The sequence below is a fragment of the Halobacillus sp. 12SKB genome (assembly GCF_052941655.1).
Map to the genome: position 1 here is coordinate 1,132,039 of NZ_JBRFWR010000001.1, position 21,805 is coordinate 1,153,843.

Annotated in this window: 20 protein-coding genes and 1 pseudogene; 14 read left to right on the forward strand and 7 right to left on the reverse strand. The window is 45.2% G+C overall.

The genetic code is table 11. The annotated features are described in order from the left end of the window. Positions 1-69: 69 nt before the first annotated feature. On the reverse strand, positions 70-1,410 hold the full coding sequence (locus ACQ4XT_RS05695; protein ID WP_446852814.1) for an alanine/glycine:cation symporter family protein: 1,341 nt from the start codon (positions 1,408-1,410) through the stop codon (positions 70-72). Between the two features lie 227 nt (positions 1,411-1,637). Between ACQ4XT_RS05695 and ltaE the strand changes: the two genes are divergently transcribed. Both ltaE and ACQ4XT_RS05705 read left to right on the forward strand, forming a co-directional pair. After that, positions 1,638-2,660, forward strand: a complete 1,023-nt coding sequence (ltaE, locus tag ACQ4XT_RS05700; RefSeq protein ID WP_446852815.1) for a low-specificity L-threonine aldolase — start codon at positions 1,638-1,640, stop codon at positions 2,658-2,660. Positions 2,661-2,707: 47 nt separating this feature from the next. Continuing rightward, positions 2,708-2,887 carry a hypothetical protein gene (locus ACQ4XT_RS05705; RefSeq protein WP_446852816.1) on the forward strand — a complete coding sequence of 60 codons (180 nt, stop codon included), beginning with the start codon at positions 2,708-2,710 and terminating at the stop codon, positions 2,885-2,887. A gap of 36 nt (positions 2,888-2,923) precedes the next feature. Here ACQ4XT_RS05705 and ACQ4XT_RS05710 read toward each other — a convergent pair. Continuing rightward, positions 2,924-4,284: pseudogene (locus ACQ4XT_RS05710) on the reverse strand (FAD-dependent oxidoreductase). A gap of 321 nt (positions 4,285-4,605) precedes the next feature. Here ACQ4XT_RS05710 and ACQ4XT_RS05715 point away from each other — a divergent pair. From ACQ4XT_RS05715 to ACQ4XT_RS05755, 9 genes are all read left to right on the forward strand, one after another. Then, positions 4,606-5,679: an endonuclease gene (locus ACQ4XT_RS05715; protein ID WP_446852817.1), complete on the forward strand. Its 1,074-nt coding sequence runs from the start codon at positions 4,606-4,608 to the stop codon at positions 5,677-5,679. 182 nt (positions 5,680-5,861) lie between these two features. Further along, entirely contained in the window at positions 5,862-6,329 is a 468-nt protein-coding gene (locus ACQ4XT_RS05720) for an NUDIX hydrolase (RefSeq protein WP_446852818.1), read from the forward strand. A 65-nt stretch (positions 6,330-6,394) separates the two neighbouring features. Beyond that, the gene (locus ACQ4XT_RS05725; protein ID WP_446852819.1) at positions 6,395-7,669 is read left to right on the forward strand and encodes a M48 family metallopeptidase; all 1,275 of its coding nucleotides are present in this window, start codon (positions 6,395-6,397) and stop codon (positions 7,667-7,669) included. Positions 7,670-7,832: 163 nt separating this feature from the next. Continuing rightward, entirely contained in the window at positions 7,833-9,197 is a 1,365-nt protein-coding gene (locus ACQ4XT_RS05730; RefSeq protein ID WP_446852820.1) for a sigma-54 interaction domain-containing protein, read from the forward strand. A 204-nt stretch (positions 9,198-9,401) separates the two neighbouring features. Then, positions 9,402-10,097 (forward strand): CoA transferase subunit A, encoded by a 696-nt coding sequence (locus ACQ4XT_RS05735; RefSeq protein ID WP_115823022.1) that lies wholly within the window; start codon positions 9,402-9,404, stop codon positions 10,095-10,097. 18 nt (positions 10,098-10,115) lie between these two features. Next, the gene (locus ACQ4XT_RS05740; RefSeq protein ID WP_446852821.1) at positions 10,116-10,796 is read left to right on the forward strand and encodes a 3-oxoacid CoA-transferase subunit B; all 681 of its coding nucleotides are present in this window, start codon (positions 10,116-10,118) and stop codon (positions 10,794-10,796) included. Positions 10,797-10,808: 12 nt separating this feature from the next. Further along, a complete protein-coding gene (locus ACQ4XT_RS05745) occupies positions 10,809-11,585 on the forward strand; it encodes a 3-hydroxybutyrate dehydrogenase (protein WP_446852822.1) in 777 nt (258 codons plus the stop codon). Positions 11,586-11,603: 18 nt separating this feature from the next. Beyond that, complete coding sequence (locus ACQ4XT_RS05750; RefSeq protein ID WP_446852823.1) at positions 11,604-12,782, forward strand: thiolase family protein; 1,179 nt, start codon at positions 11,604-11,606, stop codon at positions 12,780-12,782. Between the two features lie 18 nt (positions 12,783-12,800). Further along, positions 12,801-14,084 (forward strand): GntP family permease, encoded by a 1,284-nt coding sequence (locus ACQ4XT_RS05755; protein ID WP_446852824.1) that lies wholly within the window; start codon positions 12,801-12,803, stop codon positions 14,082-14,084. A gap of 109 nt (positions 14,085-14,193) precedes the next feature. Here the strand turns inward: ACQ4XT_RS05755 and ACQ4XT_RS05760 are convergent, their stop codons facing one another. Beyond that, the gene (locus tag ACQ4XT_RS05760; protein WP_446852825.1) at positions 14,194-14,499 is read right to left on the reverse strand and encodes a hypothetical protein; all 306 of its coding nucleotides are present in this window, start codon (positions 14,497-14,499) and stop codon (positions 14,194-14,196) included. Positions 14,500-14,663: 164 nt separating this feature from the next. On the opposite strand from ACQ4XT_RS05760, the gene rlmH reads away from it, so the two are divergent. After that, positions 14,664-15,143, forward strand: a complete 480-nt coding sequence (gene rlmH / locus ACQ4XT_RS05765; protein WP_226593371.1) for a 23S rRNA (pseudouridine(1915)-N(3))-methyltransferase RlmH — start codon at positions 14,664-14,666, stop codon at positions 15,141-15,143. A gap of 93 nt (positions 15,144-15,236) precedes the next feature. Then, the gene (locus ACQ4XT_RS05770; protein WP_446852826.1) at positions 15,237-15,731 is read left to right on the forward strand and encodes a GNAT family N-acetyltransferase; all 495 of its coding nucleotides are present in this window, start codon (positions 15,237-15,239) and stop codon (positions 15,729-15,731) included. Between the two features lie 130 nt (positions 15,732-15,861). Here ACQ4XT_RS05770 and adhP read toward each other — a convergent pair whose 3' ends face one another. Continuing rightward, positions 15,862-16,884 (reverse strand): alcohol dehydrogenase AdhP, encoded by a 1,023-nt coding sequence (gene adhP, locus ACQ4XT_RS05775; RefSeq protein WP_446855596.1) that lies wholly within the window; start codon positions 16,882-16,884, stop codon positions 15,862-15,864. Between the two features lie 274 nt (positions 16,885-17,158). Between adhP and ACQ4XT_RS05780 the strand changes: the two genes are divergently transcribed. Then, on the forward strand, positions 17,159-18,412 hold the full coding sequence (locus tag ACQ4XT_RS05780; RefSeq protein ID WP_446852827.1) for a COG3650 family protein: 1,254 nt from the start codon (positions 17,159-17,161) through the stop codon (positions 18,410-18,412). A gap of 45 nt (positions 18,413-18,457) precedes the next feature. Here the strand turns inward: ACQ4XT_RS05780 and ACQ4XT_RS05785 are convergent, their stop codons facing one another. The 3 genes from ACQ4XT_RS05785 to ACQ4XT_RS05795 form a co-directional block, all read right to left on the reverse strand. Beyond that, a complete protein-coding gene (locus ACQ4XT_RS05785) occupies positions 18,458-19,531 on the reverse strand; it encodes a hypothetical protein (protein ID WP_446852828.1) in 1,074 nt (357 codons plus the stop codon). A 386-nt stretch (positions 19,532-19,917) separates the two neighbouring features. Then, positions 19,918-21,144 carry a methyl-accepting chemotaxis protein gene (locus ACQ4XT_RS05790; RefSeq protein ID WP_446852829.1) on the reverse strand — a complete coding sequence of 409 codons (1,227 nt, stop codon included), beginning with the start codon at positions 21,142-21,144 and terminating at the stop codon, positions 19,918-19,920. Further along, entirely contained in the window at positions 21,141-21,752 is a 612-nt protein-coding gene (locus tag ACQ4XT_RS05795; RefSeq protein WP_446852830.1) for an ECF transporter S component, read from the reverse strand. Before ACQ4XT_RS05795 ends, ACQ4XT_RS05790 begins: the two co-directional genes overlap by 4 nt. Between the last annotated feature and the right edge of the window lie 53 nt (positions 21,753-21,805).

Here is a 21,805-nt window from a genome sequence, read left to right on the forward strand (position 1 = left end):
TTTCCAGAAGCTTCTCTCCTTCTTATTTACTAGATGTTTACAAAAAAAGACCGGCTTGCGCCGGTCTTTTTAATCGAGTTGATCCTGTTTCCATGTTTTCTTGATAATTTTCGTTAAGGCGAGGATGGCAAGTAAGTTCGGCAGCACCATAAGCGCGTTGAACGTGTCAGCCATTTGCCAGACAAAATCCACTTGGACAAGCGAACCTGCCACAATGAATATCAACACAATGCCGCGGTAAAAGGGGACTCCTTTTTCACCGAACAAAAACTTCACGTTCACTTCCCCGAAAAAAGCCCACCCGAGAATCGTTGTGAAGGCAAAGAATAAAAGACAGATCGCAATGAATGGAATGCCGAATTCTCCGAGTCCGCGTGCAAACCCTTCCTGTGTGATGGCACTTCCTTGCAAATCTGTTTGATGGGCATCTGTAATTAAAATGACCATCGCTGTCAGGGTACAAATGATGACCGTATCTATGAAAACACCGACCATGGCGACGAGCCCTTGATGGGATGGTCGTTTGACGTTTGCGATTGCGTGCGCATGTGGGGTCGAACCCATGCCGGCTTCATTTGAAAAGAGCCCGCGCGCAATTCCGTATCGAATCGCTTCTTTGATCGTGGCACCGAGAACACCACCGCCGGCTGCTTCAGGGCTGATCGCTGCTTGGACGATGAGCTGCAGTGTCGGAAGAACTTGGTCCCAGAAGTTTACCATAATGACGAGACTTCCAATGATATAGAGCAAGGCCATGATCGGGACGACATTCCCTGCAAAGGACGAAATTCGTGTAATCCCTCCGAATAGGATAAGTCCGATGAAAAAGGCGACAGCGACTCCAAGTCCAAAGTTAAATGATGTGGAACTTGAGCCCATCGCTTCGTTCATCGCGGTCGTAATGGCGTTGGATTGTACCATATTTCCGACAAACCCAAGGGCTATGATAATGGCAATGGCGAAGAATCCCGCGAGCCACTTGCTGCCAAGTCCGTCACGGATGTAATACGCAGGACCACCGTGGACCTGGTCCCCTTTTTTCACTTTATAAAGCTGAGCGAGAACGGCTTCTGCGAAAATCGTTGCCATGCCGAAGAAGGAGCTGATCCACATCCAGAAAATTGCCCCGGGACCGCCGGCCGCGATGGCTGTTGCGACACCAGCGAGGTTCCCTGTTCCGACTTGGGCTGAAATTGAAGTCGCAAGTGCCTTGAAGGAGTGGATGCCTTCCGTTTTTTCTTTTTTGAAGAGGGGAGCGAAGGTCTGCTTAAATCCTTGTCCCAGATAGCGGACCTGGATGAATCGCAGCTGGAACGTGAGCCATACACCTGTTCCAAGTAGGAAAATCAGCATGACAGGTCCCCATAAAAAGCTATTAATCTCTATGAATACGTTGGTTAATTGTTCCATTGCTAAGATCCTTTCTTTCTTTAACATATGACCATGGAAAAGAGTATCTCACTTGCAAGCGTTTTAAGACAAGAGGAAATGTTATTTAGGAATTTGACAGCATTATATTAGTATTCGACACAATTATTTAAGAATGACTACGAAATTTAAGTATTCAACGACACCGCTAATGCTTTCCATATGCTGAGGAAGTTACGTACAATAGAAAAAAAGAGGAGGCGCGTACTATGATTGATTTGCGAAGTGATACTGTAACCAAACCGACGATGGCGATGCGTCAGGCAGCATTTGACGCAGAAGTCGGGGATGATGTGTACGAAGAAGATCCGACGGTGAAAAAACTTGAAGATAAGGCGGCGGAAATGCTCGGTAAAGAAGCAGCTTTGTTTGTGACCAGTGGAACACAGGGGAATCAGATTGCTGTATTGACTCACTGCAATTCTGGGGATGAAGTGCTTTTGGAGGCGAACGCTCACCTTTTTTTATATGAAGGTGCGTCGATGTCGGCACTAGCTGGCGTACAGCCACGGACGATCCAGGGGACGCGAGGAGTGATGAACCCTGAGCATGTGAAAGCAGCGATTCGGCCGGATGATATTCATTTTCCGGAAACGAGCTTGATCTGCCTTGAGAACACGCATAACAAAGCTGGTGGTGTTGTCGTACCGCTTGAAAATATGCAGGCGATTTATGAAGTGGCTAGAGAAGCAGGGATTCCCGTTCACCTCGATGGAGCACGATTGTTCAACGCTTCAGTAGCCTCGGGTATCTCGTTGCGAAGGTATGCGGACCAAACCGATACCGTGCAGGTGTGTTTGTCGAAAGGGTTAGGTGCACCGGTCGGCTCCATCATTGCTGGTTCCTATGACTTTATTCGAAAGGCGCGGAAATGGAGAAAGCGTCTAGGGGGCGGATTGCGCCAGGTCGGGATGATCGCTGCACCTGCGTATGTGGCCTTGACCGAAATGGTCGACCGATTAGAGGACGATCACGCGCATGCAAAGCAGCTGGCAAATGGACTTCAGCATGTGGAAGGCCTGAAGATTGGAAAAGTGGAAACGAATATCGTGCTCGTCCATGTCGACGGGTTGAGGGAAACAGCCGAATCTTTTCTACATAACCTGAAGGAAGATGGTATTCTGGCGGTGCCCTTCGGTCCGACTACAGTCCGGTTCGTCACGAATTATGACGTGAGCGAGAGAGACATTGACCAGGTCATCGATGCGGTCATTTCCCGATATCAGTATTAGGATTATCTTTTTATGAATAGGGTATAGTTAGGCAACAACTCCAGGAGGTGGCTTGCATAGCGGACATCCGATCAAATCAGGTCAGACGAGGTCCGTCGGTCAATGAAGAAAAATTTGCTGAGATGTTGTACAAGGATTCTTTTGTTGATGGCATTCCGCTGGATGAGCTTGGCAAAGATTTGAGAAGAATGAAACGATATAGAAAAGAATTGGATAAGCGAAAATAGCCAAACCCCCATGGATGCATCCATGGGGGTCATTTATTATACAAGTTCAGGCAGTCGGGTTGGTTCCTTGGACTGTGCTTCAAGACCAGCTTTGTTCAGGAAGTTCCAAGGCTGATTAAAGTGTGGCTGGAAAAAGAAGTCCGTGTACGCTAGTTCGTCGATCGTCATACCTGTTTGGATGCATACGCTCATTGTATTGATGGATTGTGTCACGTCCGCTTTGGAAATGACTTGTGCACCAAGGATGCGTCGGGTATCCGGGTGGATGGTCACTTTCAGCATTACGTTTTCTGCTGTCGGCATAAACGCTGGGCGATGAGTATCTTGGATTGTGATACTCTTCACATGAATGTCTAAAAGTTTAGCTGATGTTTCCGTAAGGCCAGTAGAAGCCATGTTGAGATCGAAAATGTGAAGTCCGGATGTACCTTGGGTTCCCACGTGTTTCATCGTCGGGTCCACAAATTGCGGGCAGCCAGGGTTCCCATACGGACAGCATTCGTCGCAAGTGGAATATACATGTGCCCACCGGTCGGATTGTAAGGAACAGCACAGCAGTCACCGGCAGCGAAAATCTCAGGGTCACTCGTTTGCATGTATTCGTTGACTTTGATAGCTCCGTTATCAAGCATGTCGACCTTTCCTTTTAACAGGTCCGTGTTTGGACGGAATCCGACGCACAGGATGACAAGGTCTGTTTCGTACGTTCCGGCGTTTGTCGTGACGTTGGAAACGGATCCGTTTGTTCCTTCAAAACGTTGGACCGTTTCGTTCATGGCTAAATGGATGCCGCGTTCTTTGAAATCATCTTCGACCATGGTCGTAAATTCTTCATCCAGGTATTTGTTCAAGATTCGATCCGCACCATCGATAAGCGTCACGTCTTTTCCTGCTTTTTCAAAGGCTTCAACTAGTTCCACCCCGATATATCCGGCTCCGACGACCGTCACCTTTTTGGCATTTTTCGCACGCTCAATGATCGTGTTTGCCTGGTGGTAGTTTTTCGCGAGCAAAATGTTATCCAGATCGATGCCTTCGATTGGAGGAGTGACCGGCCAGGATCCTGTTGTCATCACGAGCTTATCGTACGTATCGTAGACGGTTTCGCCTGTAACAAGGTTTCTGGATTCAATGGTTCTTCTAACTGTATCGATGTGTTCCACGTCATGCTGAATCTTCATCGTCACACCAAGGTTTTGCAGCTCTTCAGGGGAAGAATAAAACAATCCTTGAGGATCATCGACGACTCCTCCGACGTATAACGCTAAACCACAGGATAGGAAAGATACGTTGTCATTTCGTTCATAAACGGTAATGTCTGCTTCAGGGTAAAGTTTCGCCATATTTGTAACCGCAGCCGTACCTGCGTGAGTGCTTCCAATAACAGCAATTTTCATGGTAGATCCTCCTTGAATATTCATGTGAAATGTTTCACATGTCGAATATGACTCCATTATAAAACGGCCCATTTCGAAAAACAACCCTTTTGCTCAATATTTCACATAACAATTTATTTCTCTAAATTTGTATGACCAGGTCATACATATTTTGGAAAGTTAATGAATGCTGTGTTAACGGGCTGTGAGGTTTGTATTAATTTTGTGGTTAGTTGAAGGAAATGACGCCCCGGGATGGAAGAGGTAGGCGAAGGTCTAATTTGTATAAAGGGAGTGCTTCATTTGAAAAGAATGTTCGTTTTCGTTGTTAGTCTTGTTTTTATGTTATCTGGCCATGGTGTTCAGGCTGCTGGAGCGATAACCGTAGGCGATGCTTTGTACACCCCGAATGGAACAGATGTAACGGTCGAAGGGTATATTGTGGGTGTTCCTGTAAACATTGATTCAGTCGAGCAAAGCAATTTCACGAGTAATTATGCTTTAGCGGTGGCGGATGATGCTTCGGAAACTCAGGTGGACAACATGATTTTTGTGAAGTTGGATTCAGAATATCGCAGCGAATACGGCCTGCAAAACAACCCGGCGTTGATGGGGACGAAGATCAGGGTGGATGGTACGAGAGATGATTATTTCTCTCATCAGGGCATTGAATACGTAACTTCGATATCCAAAGTTTCTGGTGATCCTGGTGGAGGTGACGGTGGAGGTACATACACAGGCAGCTACTATCAAGGGGCCGAAGGTTTGACTGGGTATGCACTAAAGCAATCGCTGCATGAGATCATTGATGATCATACCGAACTTTCTTATTCCAACGTGTGGGATGCGCTGCGTCACACAGATGAAGATCCATCAAACCCGAACAATGTATTGCTTTTATACTCCGGAAAGTCCTACAGCAAGTATGACAACGGAGGTTATGTGGATGACTGGAACCGTGGGCATGTGTGGGCGAAGTCACATGGAGATTTCGGAACATCGATGGGAGCGGGGACAGATATCCACCACCTCCGTCCGACAGATGTAACAGTCAATTCAGGTCGTAGTAATTTGGACTTTGATAATGGAGGGTCTGCTTTTTACGAAGCACCGGGCACCTATTATGATAGTGACTCCTGGGAGCCTCGTGACGCGGTAAAAGGGGACGTCGCACGAATGATTTTTTATATGGCCGTCCGTTATGAAGGGGATCAGGGGGAATTGGATTTGGAAATTGCTGATTATGTAGGGACAAGCGGACCATACTTAGGGAAGCTTTCCGTATTGAAGGAATGGCATGCACAGGATCCTGTCGACGACTTTGAACGAAATCGAAATGAAGTTATTTTTAATGATTACCAAGGAAACCGTAATCCTTTCATTGACCACCCAGAATACGTTGAGCAGATATGGTAAAAGAATGAAGACAAGAACCGGACCACCAGAAGGGTCCGGTTTTTTTATGGTTTTAATTACCAATATCTGTATGACCTGGTACAACAATAATTGGAATATTTGGATATGTCATTCGATTGATGCAGGAGTTTGGTTTTGGGGTGTAGTAGTTTATAGGATATGAGATTTTTAGGAGGGATTGGATGGCGAGGGATGTACGGTTTAAGGTGGAAGGGCAGCGGTTCAACTACCGGGCGGCTGGCATTATGATTGAGAACGATCATGTGCTTTTACATAAACAGGTGAATGATTCTTATTGGGCGCTGCCAGGGGGAGGCGTTGAGCTTGGTGAAGCTTCTCAAGATACGATTGTGCGGGAGATGAAAGAAGAGCTTGGCTTTGCCGTTGAGGTGGAGCGTACGGTATGGATGGCGGAAACGTTTTTTGAACACCGCGGGGACGATATGCAGGAAGTGGCTTTCTACTACCTATTAAAAACAGAAAGTCCAAAATTCAGAGAAGGACCTTTTCATGGCCTTGAAGGGGAGCGGCTGATCTATCAATGGATCCCTATAGAAGATATGGACAATATAGAAGTACGACCGCCTTTTCTCGGAAAAGCTTTGCCGAATGTTCCATGTGAAACATCGCATCTCGTTGTGAAAGGGTAAGAGAGTTCTAGTCACTTACATAGGCTCGTACAATGGTACGAGTCCTATTTTTCGGAGGTGGGGAAGTGAAGAAAAAGTTCATCACTTGGACACTCGTGTTGTATGCCTTTTATGGTCTTTTGTTAGGCCTTTATTTCTTCCAGTGGACAGATGTCGGTGTTCCACCAGCTTATGAGGGAACGGCCGCGGATCCAGCGACTTTCATGACGGAAAAGGAGCTTGAGCTGAGTCAGGAGTATTCGCGGTATCAGAATTTCTTATCTTTCCTCGGGGAGCCGCTCGAATGGATCCTCTATCTGGGTGTAATGATTTTTGGTGCTTCCGTAGTTTTTAGGAATTTCGGTGAGCAGATTTCACGTTTCCGTATCATTCAAATTCCGCTTTTCGTTTTACTGCTACAAACCTTGACGACGATCGTTTTATTTCCGTTGGATTATGCGAAACGATGGTTATCTGTAGAATATGGTATTTCTACACAAAGCTTCTCCAGCTGGATGCGTGATGAGCTGATCGGCTTTTGGATTGGATTCATCATCATGGCCCTTCTCATCACAGTCCTTTACTTCCTTATGAAAAAATTTGAAAAGCGCTGGTGGTTGATTGCCTGGGTACTCATGATTCCTTTTCTATTTTTCATGATGTACTTACAGCCGGTCGTCATCGATCCACTTTACAACGACTTTACTGAGCTTCAAAATAAGCAGCTTGAAGAGAAAATCCTCACGCTTGCGGATGAAGCAGATGTCCCGGCTGACCGGGTGTATGAAGTGAATATGTCTGAGAAGACGAACAGCATGAATGCTTATGTGAACGGCATTGGGTCGAATCTGCGTATCGTGCTGTGGGATACGACGCTCAATCGTCTTGAAGAAAATGAAGTGCTGTTTATTATGGCGCATGAAATCGGCCACTATGTCATGAACCACTTGTATTGGAATTTAGCTGGAGTCATCGTCGCGACGTTTTTCGGTCTCTTCTTCACCTATCATTTTTTACGTTTTGTGACACGCAGATGGGGAGAACGGCTGGGGTTCACAAAAGTATCGGATATCGCCAGTTTGCCAATGTTCTTTCTCATCCTGACGATGCTATCGTTCTTATCCAGCCCAGTTGAGCTTGCCATATCGAGGAATGCCGAAAAGGATGCCGACCAGTACGCGATAGAAATGACCCAGGATCCGGATGCAGCAATCGGTTCGTTTCAAGAGCTCACCGTGAACGGATTAAGTGACGTGCATCCCCCCGCGCTCGTCAAATATTTACGCTACGGACACCCGACCATGATGGAACGCATCCATATGCTTGAAACATATCAAGGCATTGATGTGAAAGAAGAATAATAGACTTACAATATCTGCCACACCAGGTCATCCAGAATATGGATGACCTGGTGTGGCATTTTTTAGGTTGTATCTAGTATGTATGGGGGGATTCTGATAAACTCTTAATAAATGAGTTTGTAAACGTTATCATATTAAATAGGAAGAAAGAGGAGGATATGGGATGCTTTCTATGCTTGAAGATTATCGGAATCAAGTGCTTGAGACGTTGTTTGGGAATGTAGAACATTGTATTGTCGTCGTCGATCGCGAGGGCTGCATTTCCTATATGAATGAAAGCTACTGCCGGTTCATTGATGTGGATCAAACGACGGTGAAGGGGAAGCATGTAACGGACGTCATTGAAAATACGCGCATGCATATCGTTGCGGATACCGGGGAAGAAGAAATGGCGGACCTTCAGCAGATCCGTGGCGATTATATGATTGCTCATCGCATTCCACTCTGGGAAAACGGGCAGGTGATCGGTGCTCTCGGTATGGTTCTTTTTCGTGACACGGATGAGTGGAAAATTATGAATACCCATATCAAGGATCTGCTTCTTGAGCTTGAAACCTACCGTAATCAAATGCAGCAGCAAAACGGGGCCAAATACTCCCTGCATGACATCATTACAAGCTCTCCTGACGTTTTACAGTTAAAAGAAAAGATCCGTAAAACGGCACACAGCAATGTATCTGTTCTGTTGCGAGGAGAGAGCGGAACAGGGAAAGAGCTGTTCGCTCACAGCATCCATCACCTCAGCGAGAGGAGCACAAAGCCTTTTGTGAAAGTGAACTGTGCGGCTATCCCAGAAGACCTCATCGAAGCAGAGCTGTTCGGCTATCAGGACGGGGCATTTACGGGTGCGAAAAAAGGCGGCAAACCCGGGAAATTTCAGCTTGCCCATGGGGGAACGCTTTTTCTTGATGAAATCGGAGATATGCCGCTAAGAGCGCAGGTGAAAATTTTGCGCGCTCTTCAGGAAGGAGAAATCGAAGCGGTGGGAGCGGTTCAGCCACAGGAAGTGAATGTCCGCATTATCGCTGCGACCAACCAGTCGCTTGAGGAAATGATTCAGGAACAGCGTTTCCGTGAGGATCTTTTTTACCGGATCAATGTCGTTCAGATTGATATCCCTCCTCTTCGGACGAGACGTGGGGACATTAAAATCCTCTCCAAATATTTGCTGCAGAAAATATCCGACCGTACAGGCAAACGTGTGGAAGAGTTTTCGAAAGCGGTCGAAGACGTCTTTTACAAATACCACTGGCCGGGTAATGTCCGTGAGCTTGAAAACGTCATTGAGTCAGCGGTGCATATGACGGACGGGGAAACGGTTCAATATGAGGATCTTCCTGCACATCTCCAAAAAGAATCCGCACCCGTACAGGAGTCAGAAACCTTGAAACAAATTGTCGAGCAAACAGAAAAACAAGCCATTCAAAAAGTGCTGAGAGAAACCGATGGTGATAAAAGTTTGACTGCAAAGCGGCTTGGCATCGGAAAAACAAGTCTCTATGATAAATTGAAAAAGTACAATCTCTAACCATTCCAGAATTCAGGAAACCATTCCGAAATTCCGGAATGGTTATTTTTATGCGTTAATGTAAGGGTTTTCATAAAACAAACAAGCCACGTTCCGGAAATCCGTAAAAGCGATTTCACAAAAGATTCAAAATCATTGATGCAGCAAGACCGTAAAGTTGGCATGGAACTTGCATGTAAAAGAGTGAAGGGAGTGTGAAGACTCATGAAACAAATTTATTCATCATTTCATGAAGCTGTGAAAGATATAAAAGATCATTCAACAATTATGGTAGGAGGGTTCGGTCTCGTCGGAATTCCGGAGAACTTGATTCTTGCCCTCGTCGAATCGAACGTGAAGCATTTGACGGTCATCTCCAACAACTGCGGTGTCGATGATTGGGGACTCGGACTACTTTTGAAAAATAAACAGATTGATAAAATGATTGGCTCGTACGTGGGGGAAAACAAGGAATTTGAACGCCAGGTACTTGCAGGAGAGCTTGAAGTCGAACTTACGCCTCAAGGAACGTTAGCTGAGAAAATCCGTGCAGGTGGAGCTGGTATCCCAGCCTTTTACACACCAGCAGGAGTCGGTACTCCGATTGCGGAAGGCAAAGAGGTACGCACATTCAATGGTAAGGAATACCTTTTACAAGAAGGATTGACGGCAGACTTCAGTCTTGTCCGTGCATTCAGAGGAGACCGTCACGGAAACCTCGTGTACAACAAAACGGCCCGCAACTTTAACCCGATGATGGCGGCGGCTGGTGCTGTGACGATTGCAGAAGTCGAGGAACTCGTCGAGCCGGGTGAGCTGGAAGCAGATGCGATCCACACGCCGGGCATTTATGTACAAGGGCTGATCGAAGGCCAGCAGGAGAAGCGCATTGAACGTTATACGGTAAAAGCAGAAGCATAAATAGGAGGTAGATGAACAATGGCAGTACAAAAAGACAAAGCGGCAATCCGCGAAATGATTGCCAGACGAGCAGAGCAGGAAATTGAGAGCGGTTACTATGTAAACCTCGGAATCGGCATGCCGACAATGGTCGCGAACTACATCCAGCCGGATAAAGAAGTCGTGCTTCAGTCAGAAAACGGGCTCCTGGGCATCGGCCGATCGCCTTATGAGCATGAAGTCGATCCGGATTTGATCAATGCCGGAAAAGAAACGGTAACGGCGTCTGTTGGTGCCGCTTACTGCGACAGTGCGGAATCATTTGCCATGATCCGCGGGGAGCACCTTGACTTAGCGATTTTAGGCGGCATGGAAGTCGCAGAAAACGGTGACCTTGCCAACTGGATGATTCCAGGAAAAATGATTAAAGGCATGGGTGGTGCGATGGATATCGTACACGGATCGAAAAAGGTCGTCATCATCATGGATCACGTCAACAAACACGGCGATCCGAAGATTTTGAAAGAATGTAAGCTGCCGCTGACAGGAAAAGGCGTCGTCGACCGCATCATTACTGATCGTGCTGTCATGGACGTAACGGACGAAGGCCTGAAGCTCGTGGAAATTGCTGATGGATGGACAGTGGACGAAATCAAAGAACAGACAGAAGCAAAACTTATCATCAGTGATGAACTTTTAAAAATGCCATCCAGCAAATAAGGAGGAACACCCATGGTTGAGAATAAAGTGGTATTCATTACAGGTGCAGCGAGCGGGATCGGCTACGAAATCGGAACCGAATTCGCCCGCAACGGTGCGAAAGTAGCGCTCAGCGATATAAACGAAGAAAAAGTGAAAGAAGCAGCAGATCGTTTGAATCAGGAAGGACTGCAGGCAATCGGAATTGTCTGTGACGTGACGAAAGAGGATCAGATTCAGAGTGCGATCGACGCAACGGTAGAAAAATTCGGCCGTCTTGATGTGCTTGTCAACAATGCAGGATTGCAGCACGTTGCATCGATAGAAGAGTTTCCAACAGAGAAGTTCGAATTGATCACAAAAATCATGTTGGTTGCCCCGTTCATGGCGACGAAACATGCTTTTCCGATTATGAAAAAACAAGGATTCGGCCGCATCATCAACATGGCGTCTATCAACGGTTTAATTGGTTTTGCCGGCAAGTCTGCCTATAACAGTGCGAAACATGGGGTCATCGGCCTTACGAAAGTGACGGCTCTTGAAGGTGCAGAAGACGGCATCACCGTCAATGCAGTCTGTCCAGGTTACGTTGATACGCCGCTTGTGCGCAATCAACTTGAGGATCTAGCTGAAAACCGTGGCGTTTCTTTAGAAAAAGCGCTGGAAGAAGTTATTTATCCGCTTGTTCCACAAAAACGTCTGTTGACCGTTCAGGAAATTGCCGATTACACGCTGTTCCTTGCAAGCAACAAAGCCAAAGGAGTCACAGGCCAGGCGGTCGTCATCGATGGCGGTTATACGGCTCAATAAACGAAAGGGGATTTTCAAATGAAGCCAGTCTATATCGTAGAAGGGGCACGTACTCCGTTCGGAACGTTCGGCGGCGCATTGAAAGACGTCGATCCGACTGACTTAGGGGTGACGGCAAGTAAAGAAGCACTCAAGAGAAGCGGCATTTCGGCCGAACATATAGATCTGACCATCATGGGGAACGTCATTCATTCTTCTAAAAATGCACCTTATTTAGCACGCCATATTTCCTTGAAAACAGGCGTGCCGCACACAAGCCCGGCTCTTGCGGTCAACCGTTTGTGTGGATCGGGTATGCAATCCATCGTATCAGCTGCCCAGTCCATTCAGCTTGGCGAAGGCGAGACGGCTTTAGCTGGTGGTGTGGAAAGCATGAGCCTTGCACCTCATGCCATGCGCGGCAGTCGTTTTGGAACGAAGCTCGGTACACCGAAAGTTGACGATATGCTCTGGGCCGCTTTGACGGATGAGTACATCGGAGCAGGTATGGGTGTGACCGGTGAAAACCTCGCGGAGAAATACGAAATTTCAAGAGAACAACAGGATGAGTATGCGACACGCAGCCACAAGCTTGCAGCGGAGGCCCGTTCAACTGGAAAATTTGCTGATGAAATCGTCGCTGTAGAAATTAAGACACGTAAAGGGACGAAAGTGGTCGATCAAGATGAACATATCCGTGAAGATACGAACCTTGAATCCTTATCCAAGCTTAAGCCTGCCTTTAAAAAGGACGGCACGGTAACAGGCGGGAATGCAAGTGGCATCAATGACGGCGCGGGTGCTGTTGTTTTAGCAAGTGAGAATTATGTGAGCGAGCATAATGTCCAACCTATTGCTAAAATCCTATCCTGGTCCGTTGCTGGTGTTGAGCCTGAGTACATGGGTATCGGTCCAGCACCAGCGATTCGTCAGGCCTTGGAAAAGGCAGAGCTCTCGCTTGATGATATGGACCTCGTTGAAGTGAACGAAGCGTTCGCATCTCAGTACCTGGCTGTTGAAAAAGAACTAGGTCTTGACCGTGACAAAGTGAATGTTAACGGTGGAGCCATCGCCCTTGGGCATCCAATCGGCGTCAGCGGCACACGTGTCCTGTACACGATGATCAAGGAACTTAAACGAAGAGGTGGACGTTACGGCGTCGCATCGCTATGCATCGGCGGCGGTCAAGGCATCGCCATGGTCGTCGAGACTCAATAAACTTAAGGAGGAAAAACCATGTTCGGAATTTTTCTCGGACTTGCCGTATTGATGGCGCTGGCCTATTTAGGCTGGTCGATCATCTGGGTGGCGCCCATCGCAGCTGGTGTCGTCGCCCTTACCGGCGGTCTTGATCTTCTAGAAGCTTATAAAGATACATACATGGGCGGATTTGTCGCCTTCGCGAAAGACTGGTTTCCTGTCTTCATGCTAGGAGCGATTTTTGGAAAACTGATGGAAGACACAGGGATGGCCCGATCTGTAGCGGTAGCTTTCACAAAATTGATTGGTACACAGCGCGCGATTTTAGGGGTGCTCGTATCCGCGGCAGTTCTGACGTACGGCGGAGTCAGCCTGTTCGTTGTTGTTTTTGCTGTTTACCCATTGGCCTTATCTCTTTTCCGTGAAGCGAACATCAGCCGAAAGCTGATTCCAGCAACAGTAGCATTAGGTGCTTTTACGTTTACGATGACAGCTCTGCCAGGTTCACCGCAAATTCAGAACCTGATCCCAATGGAATACTTCCAAACGGATGCAATGGCAGCTCCTGTTATGGGTGTGATTGCGGGGATCATCATGGGTGGTGGTGGTTACTTTTACCTGAGGTGGCGTGAGAAGAAACTTGTCGCTCAGGGAGAGGTTTTCACTGAACCGAAAGAAAAGAAAGGTATGGAACAACCTGATGAAACACCGAACTTCTTCTTGTCCCTTTTGCCATTATTAACGGTTCTTCTTACATTGAATCTATTAGACTGGGACGTTGTCACTGCCTTAATTTCAGGAATCGTGCTCATCATGCTCCTGAATGTGACAATGTATAAGAAGTTCATTCCATCCATGAACAGTGGAGCGGGCGGATCGGTTATTGCCATCATCAACACGAGTGCCGCGGTAGGCTTCGGTACAGTGGTACGTGAAGTTCCAGGGTTCGCCAACCTGACACAATTGCTGATGGGCATCAAAGGAAACCCATTGATCTCAGAAGCAATCGCTGTTAACGTACTCGCTGGTGCAACCGGTTCCGCATCCGGAGGTATGGGAATCGCGCTTGAAGCTTTAGGATCCAAGTACTATGAGATTGCCATGAACTCAGGAATCAGTCCTGAAGCCTTTCACCGTGTTGCTTCCCTGTCCTCCGGTGGTCTTGATGCGCTCCCGCACAACGGAGCGGTTTTGACACTGTTTGCGATTACGGGAATGACACACAAAGACAGCTATAAAGATATCTTTGTCGTTGCTGTACTAATTCCGGTTATCTCTGTGGCTTTCGTTATTCTATTGAACACGATTGGCATTCTTTAAGAGTTAATAACCATTATTTAACAGACCAGGTCATCCATATATTGGATGACCTGGTCTGTTTGATATAAAAAAAGAACCCGGTAAGAACCGGGTTCCTTTTTGGTACGGTCTATTTCTTTCTGTTGAACGTCTTATCTTTAATCGATTTAAAAGCTTTGGAAGAATGGTCCACGGTCTTCCCGATGACATCTGAGCCTTTCTCAGAAGCTTTCTTAACGATGTTGCCGGAAGAATCCACCGTTTTCCCAATCAACCCACCTTCACCCGTAATCGACTTAATGATCTTGCCCGAAGTGTCGACCGTATTATGAATGAAGTCATTGGCTTCTTTGGATACCCCTTTTACAAATCCCTCATCTTTCTTCTTTGCCTGCTCATTTTCCCTAGAGTCGTTATTGTTCTTGAAGTCACTCATGCTCTCATCTCCTCTTTAGGAATTAATGGCTTACCTTTCATGTCTATGTGTAAAAGAGAAGCTTATGAATGATTTCCATATTATGTATGACCTGGTACACCTAATTATGGAAATCCACTTCATGGTACACTAGAGAGAAATGAAGTGATACGGAGGAATACAGCATGAAAATTACAATTGTCAGTGTTGGGAAATTGAAAGAAAAATATTTGAAACAGGGAATTGCGGAATACGTGAAAAGATTAGGCCCTTACGCGAAAGTAGATGTCGTCGAGGTACCGGATGAAAAAGCACCGGAAAACCTGAGTGAAGCGCAAATGGTTGAAGTGAAGCAAAAAGAAGGGGAACGCATTCTTTCGAAGATTTCACAGGATACATACGTCATCACGCTTGAAATCGAAGGCAAGCAGCTGACCTCTGAAAAGCTTGCGAAGAAAATGGATGAACTTGCGACGTACGGGAAGAGTAAAGTGGCGTTCGTCATCGGCGGGTCGCTTGGACTGAGTGATGAGGTGCTGGAGCGGAGTGATTTTGGGTTGTCGTTTTCAAATATGACGTTTCCTCACCAGTTGATGCGGTTGATGTTGGTGGAGCAGGTGTACCGGGCGTTTAAGATTATTCGGAACGAACCGTATCATAAATAACAGTGTTAGAGGGAATTCAAGGCCTCTCTTGTTTCTTATGTCATTTAGTTCTATATATGCTAGAGTGTTAATTTTGAAAGGGGAGATTCAAGGTTGTTTAAAGATTCGGAGTTGAATGAGGATAAGAAAATGACCTTCCAGTCAGAAAGGTGTTACGTAAGACCTTTTGTTGATGATGAGCTTGGTGATTTTTTGTTATATCGCAATAACCCAGAGTGGATGAAATTTCAAGGATTTAAAGGATTATCGAGAGAAGAATACGCAGAATCTTTATTAAGAATTCCGTCTTTTGAAAACGGGGCACAGTTGGCCATAATAAGTAAATCAGAGGAATTTCTTATTGGGGATGTCTTTATCAAAAAAGAAGAAGGTACGTACTGGATTGGGTACACAGTAAACCCTTTATTTAAAAGACAAGGGTATGCCTATGAAGTAGTTAATTCAATGATTGCGTGGATAAAACAACAGGGTGAATACAAAATTAAAGCAGGTGTTTCGCCTGAAAATATACCTTCAGTTCGGTTGTTAGAGAAATTAGTTTTTTCATTGCAGTATGAGGAGGAAGGGGAATTAATTTATTCCTTATAAAAGGTTTTATTTATTAGGATGTGGGTCTGAATTTTATCCCTTTGGTCAGGGCTGGCATTTAATTGTCTTTTTAATGTAAAAGACTGGATCACTGTCTACAGTGATCCAGTCTTCTTTCTATATTAGTTTACTATTGTTGTTTAAAATCAATGACCATACGTCCTTGAATCTTACCCTGTTCCATTTCTTCAAAGACATCCTGTACCTCATGTAAGCAGCGCGTTTGCACAACTGGTACGACCTTACCTTCTGCACCAAATTGGAAAGCTTCTTCTAAATCTTTGCGGGTGCCTACTAAAGATCCGATAACCTCAATTCCATCGAGAACGAGTCGTGGTATATTCAAATCCATCGTATCAGATGGTAAGCCGACGGCAACTACCTTACCGCAAGCACGAACAGCATTAACGGCTGAGTTAAAGGCTGTTTTAGAAACGGCAGTGACAACGGCGGCATGAGCTCCACCGATCTGTTCTTGAATCATTTTATCGGCATCCCCATGTGTAAGAGGGTTAATCGTTACATCTGCACCAATTTCTTTGGCCAGGGATAACTTGTCATCATTAATATCTACGGCGACCACGTTAGCATTGAACACATGTTTAGCGTACTGGATAGCGAGGTTTCCTAATCCACCACAACCATATACCACAATCCATTGCCCTGGTTTAATGTCAGAGACTTTAATCGCTTTATAAGTAGTCACCCCGGCGCATGTGATGCTGCTCGCTTGAGCTGGGTCCAGTCCATCAGGTACTTTCACTGCATAATCAGCTGTTACGATGCATTGTTCAGCCATTCCTCCATCAACACTATACCCGGCATTTTGAACGTTTCGGCAAAAAGTTTCCCTGCCTGTCGTACAATACTCGCATCGTCCGCAGCCTTGGAACATCCATGCAATACTAACTCGATCGCCAACCTTTAAGCTGGTCACATCATCCGCCACCTCAGAAACAATTCCAATTCCTTCATGACCAAGAACTCGACCATCAACCTGGCCAAAGTCTCCAGCAGCTACGTGCAGGTCGGTATGACATACCCCACAGCATTCTACATCTACGAGTGCTTCTCCAGATTGCAAAGGACGTACTTCTTTTTCAATAACCTCAATGTTTGATTTAGCTTCTGAATTAACGACTACTGCTTTCATCATGTGATTTCCCCTTTAACACTTTAAGATAGAAGAGCTTTTTACACCATTCTCACCAATAAGTAGATTCATGTTGAAGAAACATTAGTGGATGATCACTACAAGTTCAGTATAGCATTGCTAGATATCTATACTTTGTGAAATATTGAACAAATTTCAAACTTTACTATTCATCAGTCAGCCCTTCCTGCAAAAACTATTTTGGTCCAACAGGGTGCACATTACATGCATCCGGCATACTCACATATATTGGTTAATAAAGGGGTGACACCTTATGAATGAGATGACCTTTAAGCGTTTCCTGCCTCCTACAGCCACCATGGTTCATCTTTCAACACCCAGCTCCAAGCCAGCCTTATTAAGCACCGATGTTGATGGGGATGGTGTTGCAGAAATCGTTGGCGTCTACTACTGGCGAGGCGAAAACTATCTGATGATTTTGAAGCAAGGACCAGGTGGATGGTACGTCGCTGACACGAAAAAAGGTAAAGGATACGGCGTCAAGTACTTAGGAGCGGCTCCCCTAAAAAACAGAAACGAATACAACATTCTTGTCGGCTGGCAAGTAGGATCGATTTGGGCGGACCTCAGTGTTTATAGATGGGATCATGGAGGGTTCACAGATTTAGTTGAAGGTAATCAATACTTCAGTATGATTGATGTGGAAGACATAGAGAATGAGTATGGAAGAGACGGAATTTACGAGGTTGCATTATGGAAACACGATACTGGTTTAGCCTACATTGTAGAGGTTTTCCGTTTGGGGCATAGCGGGTTTGAAAGGGCGGAGGATGTTTATCCCACTTATTTTGAAAAAGTGGAACGATATTACGGCTCACTATTAAGGGAATATGATTCTTCTACGTATTGGTATTATTTAGCCGATGCACAAATGAAAACCGGCAGTAAACAAGACGCTTATCAGTCTATTAGTCGTGCATTAGCATTTGAATATCCTTACCCCTCAAGAGATCAGTTGCTATATTTAAAAAGAAATCTTTGTGATTTTGAACCGTTTCCTAAACAAAAGGGAATAGATTTCTCTTCTCTCACTTATGTTTGTTCAGAAACTGAAAGAGATCCAAAATTGGAAGCAGCGATTGAGCAGGAATATAACCTTACACTATCTGAAGAAAACATCAGGTATTATTATAATAGAATCGACTTGAATAACGATGGGGACAAAGAGGTTTTTGTATTTTTAGTTGGTCCATTTGTCTGTGGGACAGGTGGGTGCAGTGCGGTTATTTTCAAAGAAAAAGAAGGGGGATATCAAGTGTTGTCACGCTTTTCTCTCGTAAGAAATCCCGTTATTGTATCCAATACAAAAACCAATGGGTACCGTGATTTGATCATGTATGTGGCGGGAGGAGGAATGGAAGACTTCTTTGCTCACGTCAAGTTCGATGGTAATACCTATCCTCTGAACCCATCCGTACAGCCCAAAGTCGCACCTGGAACGAAAGTAGAAGGGGAAGCCATCGTGGCAGACGATTTGGCAAAGAGTAAAGGGGTCCCATTCAATTAATATGTAAAAAAAGTGCCTGTTCCTCATGAGGAACAGGCACTTTTTTTATTGGTAGTTCACTATTGCCGGGCTTGGATCGAGTTTTACCACTTCTTCCGGTGTCATCACTGGCTTATCTTTATCATAAAAAACTTTAAACCCACCATACTGGGATGGCTTGTCACGCACATATTTTTTATACAACGCCATCTTATCAATGGATGACCCCCAGCCGTCAAAATTAAGCGCCACTTCTACATTGTCAGTGGGTTGAATGGCATCTTTATTCGTCAGCACGTGTTCTGTGAACTGGTGGACAAGGACAAATTTATCGGGTAGATTATTCTTCTCCGTCAGCTTGGAAAGGTATTCAACGGCTTTTTGAACTTCTTTACCATCCACCTGGCCAAGATCTTCACCTGGTACTTCGCCTTCATCGACTTGGAATTCGGTGTCGATCGCTAAATGAACGTTCGGATGTTTCAACCATTTTTCAATGCTTTTCACCTGATTCATCACCGTATCGGTGCCCAGCTGAATATCTAGAATAACAAGCGCATCGTGTTTTTCAGCAAGTTTTACATAGTCCTCGATCTTTTCATCTGGGAGCTTACTCACGTATGTACCCTCAGGTCCCGGGTCGCGTTGGGCCATGGTCGTAATTAGTTCAATGGTAGGAATCGCCGGTCGTTCCGGATCGGCATCAGAGTAGGCTTGAGCCTGTTCTTTTAGCTGTTTCATAAACTCCTCTGGCTCCATCGTGCCCAGAATCCCCATGTTTTCCGATTGAGGGGTCCCGTAATAAGCAACGAGTCTGTAATCCTTCAGCGGACCGTTCGATTTATCTTCGACCTCATTGGCAAGCGTTTCACCGGCAGGGACGGAACGTTTAGGGTTACCACCAAGGGCCAGCTCTTGTTTTGGCATATTGGTGAGTTCTTCTTTGGACAAGCGTTCCTTGAGGGGAACGGCGTCTTCAGATGGATTTAACGCTTGATATGGAAGTTCCGGGTCCTTTTTTTGTTCTGGTGTCGTTTCTTTGTCAGGGGCTTCTTCTGCCACTTTTGAAGTCTCCTCTGCACAGGCCGCGAGGAGAACAAGTAGTAGGGCTGCAAGCAGCAGTTGTGTGAGCTTTTTCATGATGTTGACCACTTCCTTATAGAGAAAAGTTTGGTTGTGTAGGTACAATATAGAAAAATACTAACACAATCCTCAATAGCTGAGGTTCATGTCACACGATTGAAAATGAATTATAAAATAATGACGCGCTTTTGTCCTATTCCATCTTGAACCTGTTTGCAAGTACAAAAGTAAACTCCTGTGATTTATGTAAGCCTCTGTATAATGCTGCGCTCGTGATGGCTAAGGCGAAAGGTACGTCCAAGTGCTGTTGAGAATAATAGATACTAAAAACGGGTAGCCCTGAGATCTGGGGGCTACCCGTTATATATCGAATTTATTTTTTTCCCTTGTCTAAATGTATATGTCTTACTTGAAGAGGGGAGGAATTAAAGAATGATTAATGCTTAGGAGCTCGCTTTTTCTTCTTTCCGTTTGTTTATTTCACTAGGTCGCAGCCAACGCACGTTTTCGGTGTTCGATACATATTGTTGAAGGGTTTTTTTCACTTCTTGTATGTGCTGGGTCATGGTCATAGCTGTCATGTCTAACTCCATCATGGTGGCCTGCTGCTCCATGATTTTCTCTGAAGATCCTCCGGTGTAAGTGGATAGTTGTACCGTCAATTCATGGATCGTATCAAATTTGTTTTGGGTTTCTTGTTTCTCTTCCATGACCTCCTTGGAACGAGCTTGGACCTGGATGGATTGATTATAGAGGAGCGTGATGTTCTCAAGTACCTGATCGAAAATCTGCGTCATCTCTCGAGCTTTTTCTTTTCCTTCGTTTAACGTCATCGTCTCTGTTTGATACGACTGCTTTTGTTCGGTAATGCTATGGTTGACATGATGGATGACCATCTCGATTTCATTGGCACTGTCTTTCACCTGTGCGGAAAGCTTCCGTATTTCATTGGCAACCACACCAAAACCCCTTCCATGCTCACCAGCTCGAGCGGCTTCAATAGAGGCATTTAAAGCTAGTAAGTTCGTTTGATTCGAAATATATTCGATAGACCCAAGGGCTTCTGTCACCTTTTTCATTTGTGATAAAAGCTTTTCATTAAAGCTGCCAAATTGATCTGTAACGTAAAGGATTTCAGAGAAAACAGTATTGAATTCATCGACTTTTTCTTTTCCATTGTTCGAAAGTGTACGTACGGTTTCAGAGGTTTGAGCAGATGTTTGAATGGTGTCTCCTAACGATTCAAGCATTTCTTGAATCGTTGCCATTTGCTTTTGAAAATCGTTGAGGTGCTCTTGTTCGGTTTGAATGTTTTCTACCATCGTCACCAAATGTTGATTGACCTGCTCTGATGTTTCGGCTGACTGTTGGTTCATCGTGTTTAAATGCTCGCTGTGAGCTTCTATATGCCTGAGTTCTTCTAATGAAGCTGTAATCGCTTGATTGTCCACCGTTGCTGTCAATTCCTCTACGCTATCCCTCAAAGAATTTTTCTTGCTTTTTTTAGTATGCCAAACCCAATAAGTGGTTGTGAGAATGATGCTCCACACTAAAAATCCTGCCACACTCCACATGGTTGATAAAAGTAAAGGTAAAGCAAAGCTTACGATTCCATAAACGAAGATGACTATTGGGTAGAACCACGGATGGTTGATATTGAGTATTTTCATGCGGCTAAATTCTTCCTTTCCGGCTGGATGATTCGTTGTAAACGTAAAGAGAAAGGAACTCCAATGGAATAGACCATGGCGATTTTTATTAAATTGAATGGGAGAATGACAAAAATAACGGCTGTCGTAAAGTCTGTAGCCCACGGGTTGAATTGATTGAACCCTTGAACGTACTGTGCTTCACTAACTCCCATAAGACCCATGATGGATGGAAGAATAAAGTAGTAATTCAATAGGTACATAGATGTGATGAAAATGAGTATAGAAACCACATAACTGCTTATGTGAATCCTTTTTCTACAGTGGTAAAAGGTTCCGATCAACCCTACCATTAAGGCTCCAGATAGAAAGTTAGCGATCTGCCCAACGGGTAAGCCGACATAACTGCCATGAGATATGTAGTCCACGATATTTTTTAATAACTGTATAAGAATCCCCGCGACAGGTCCGAGGGTGATGGCTCCGACTAAGGCTGGAATATCACTCACATCTAAAGTGAGAAAGGGAGGGAAAAATGGGACGGGAAACTTGATATAATAAAGCAAAACACTGATGGCTGATAAAATACCGACGGTGGTCATGCGCTGTAATTTAGACGGTGTGGTCATGTATGTGTTCATCTCCTTAAATAAAAATGAAAAGAGGGGAGATGTCTCCCCCC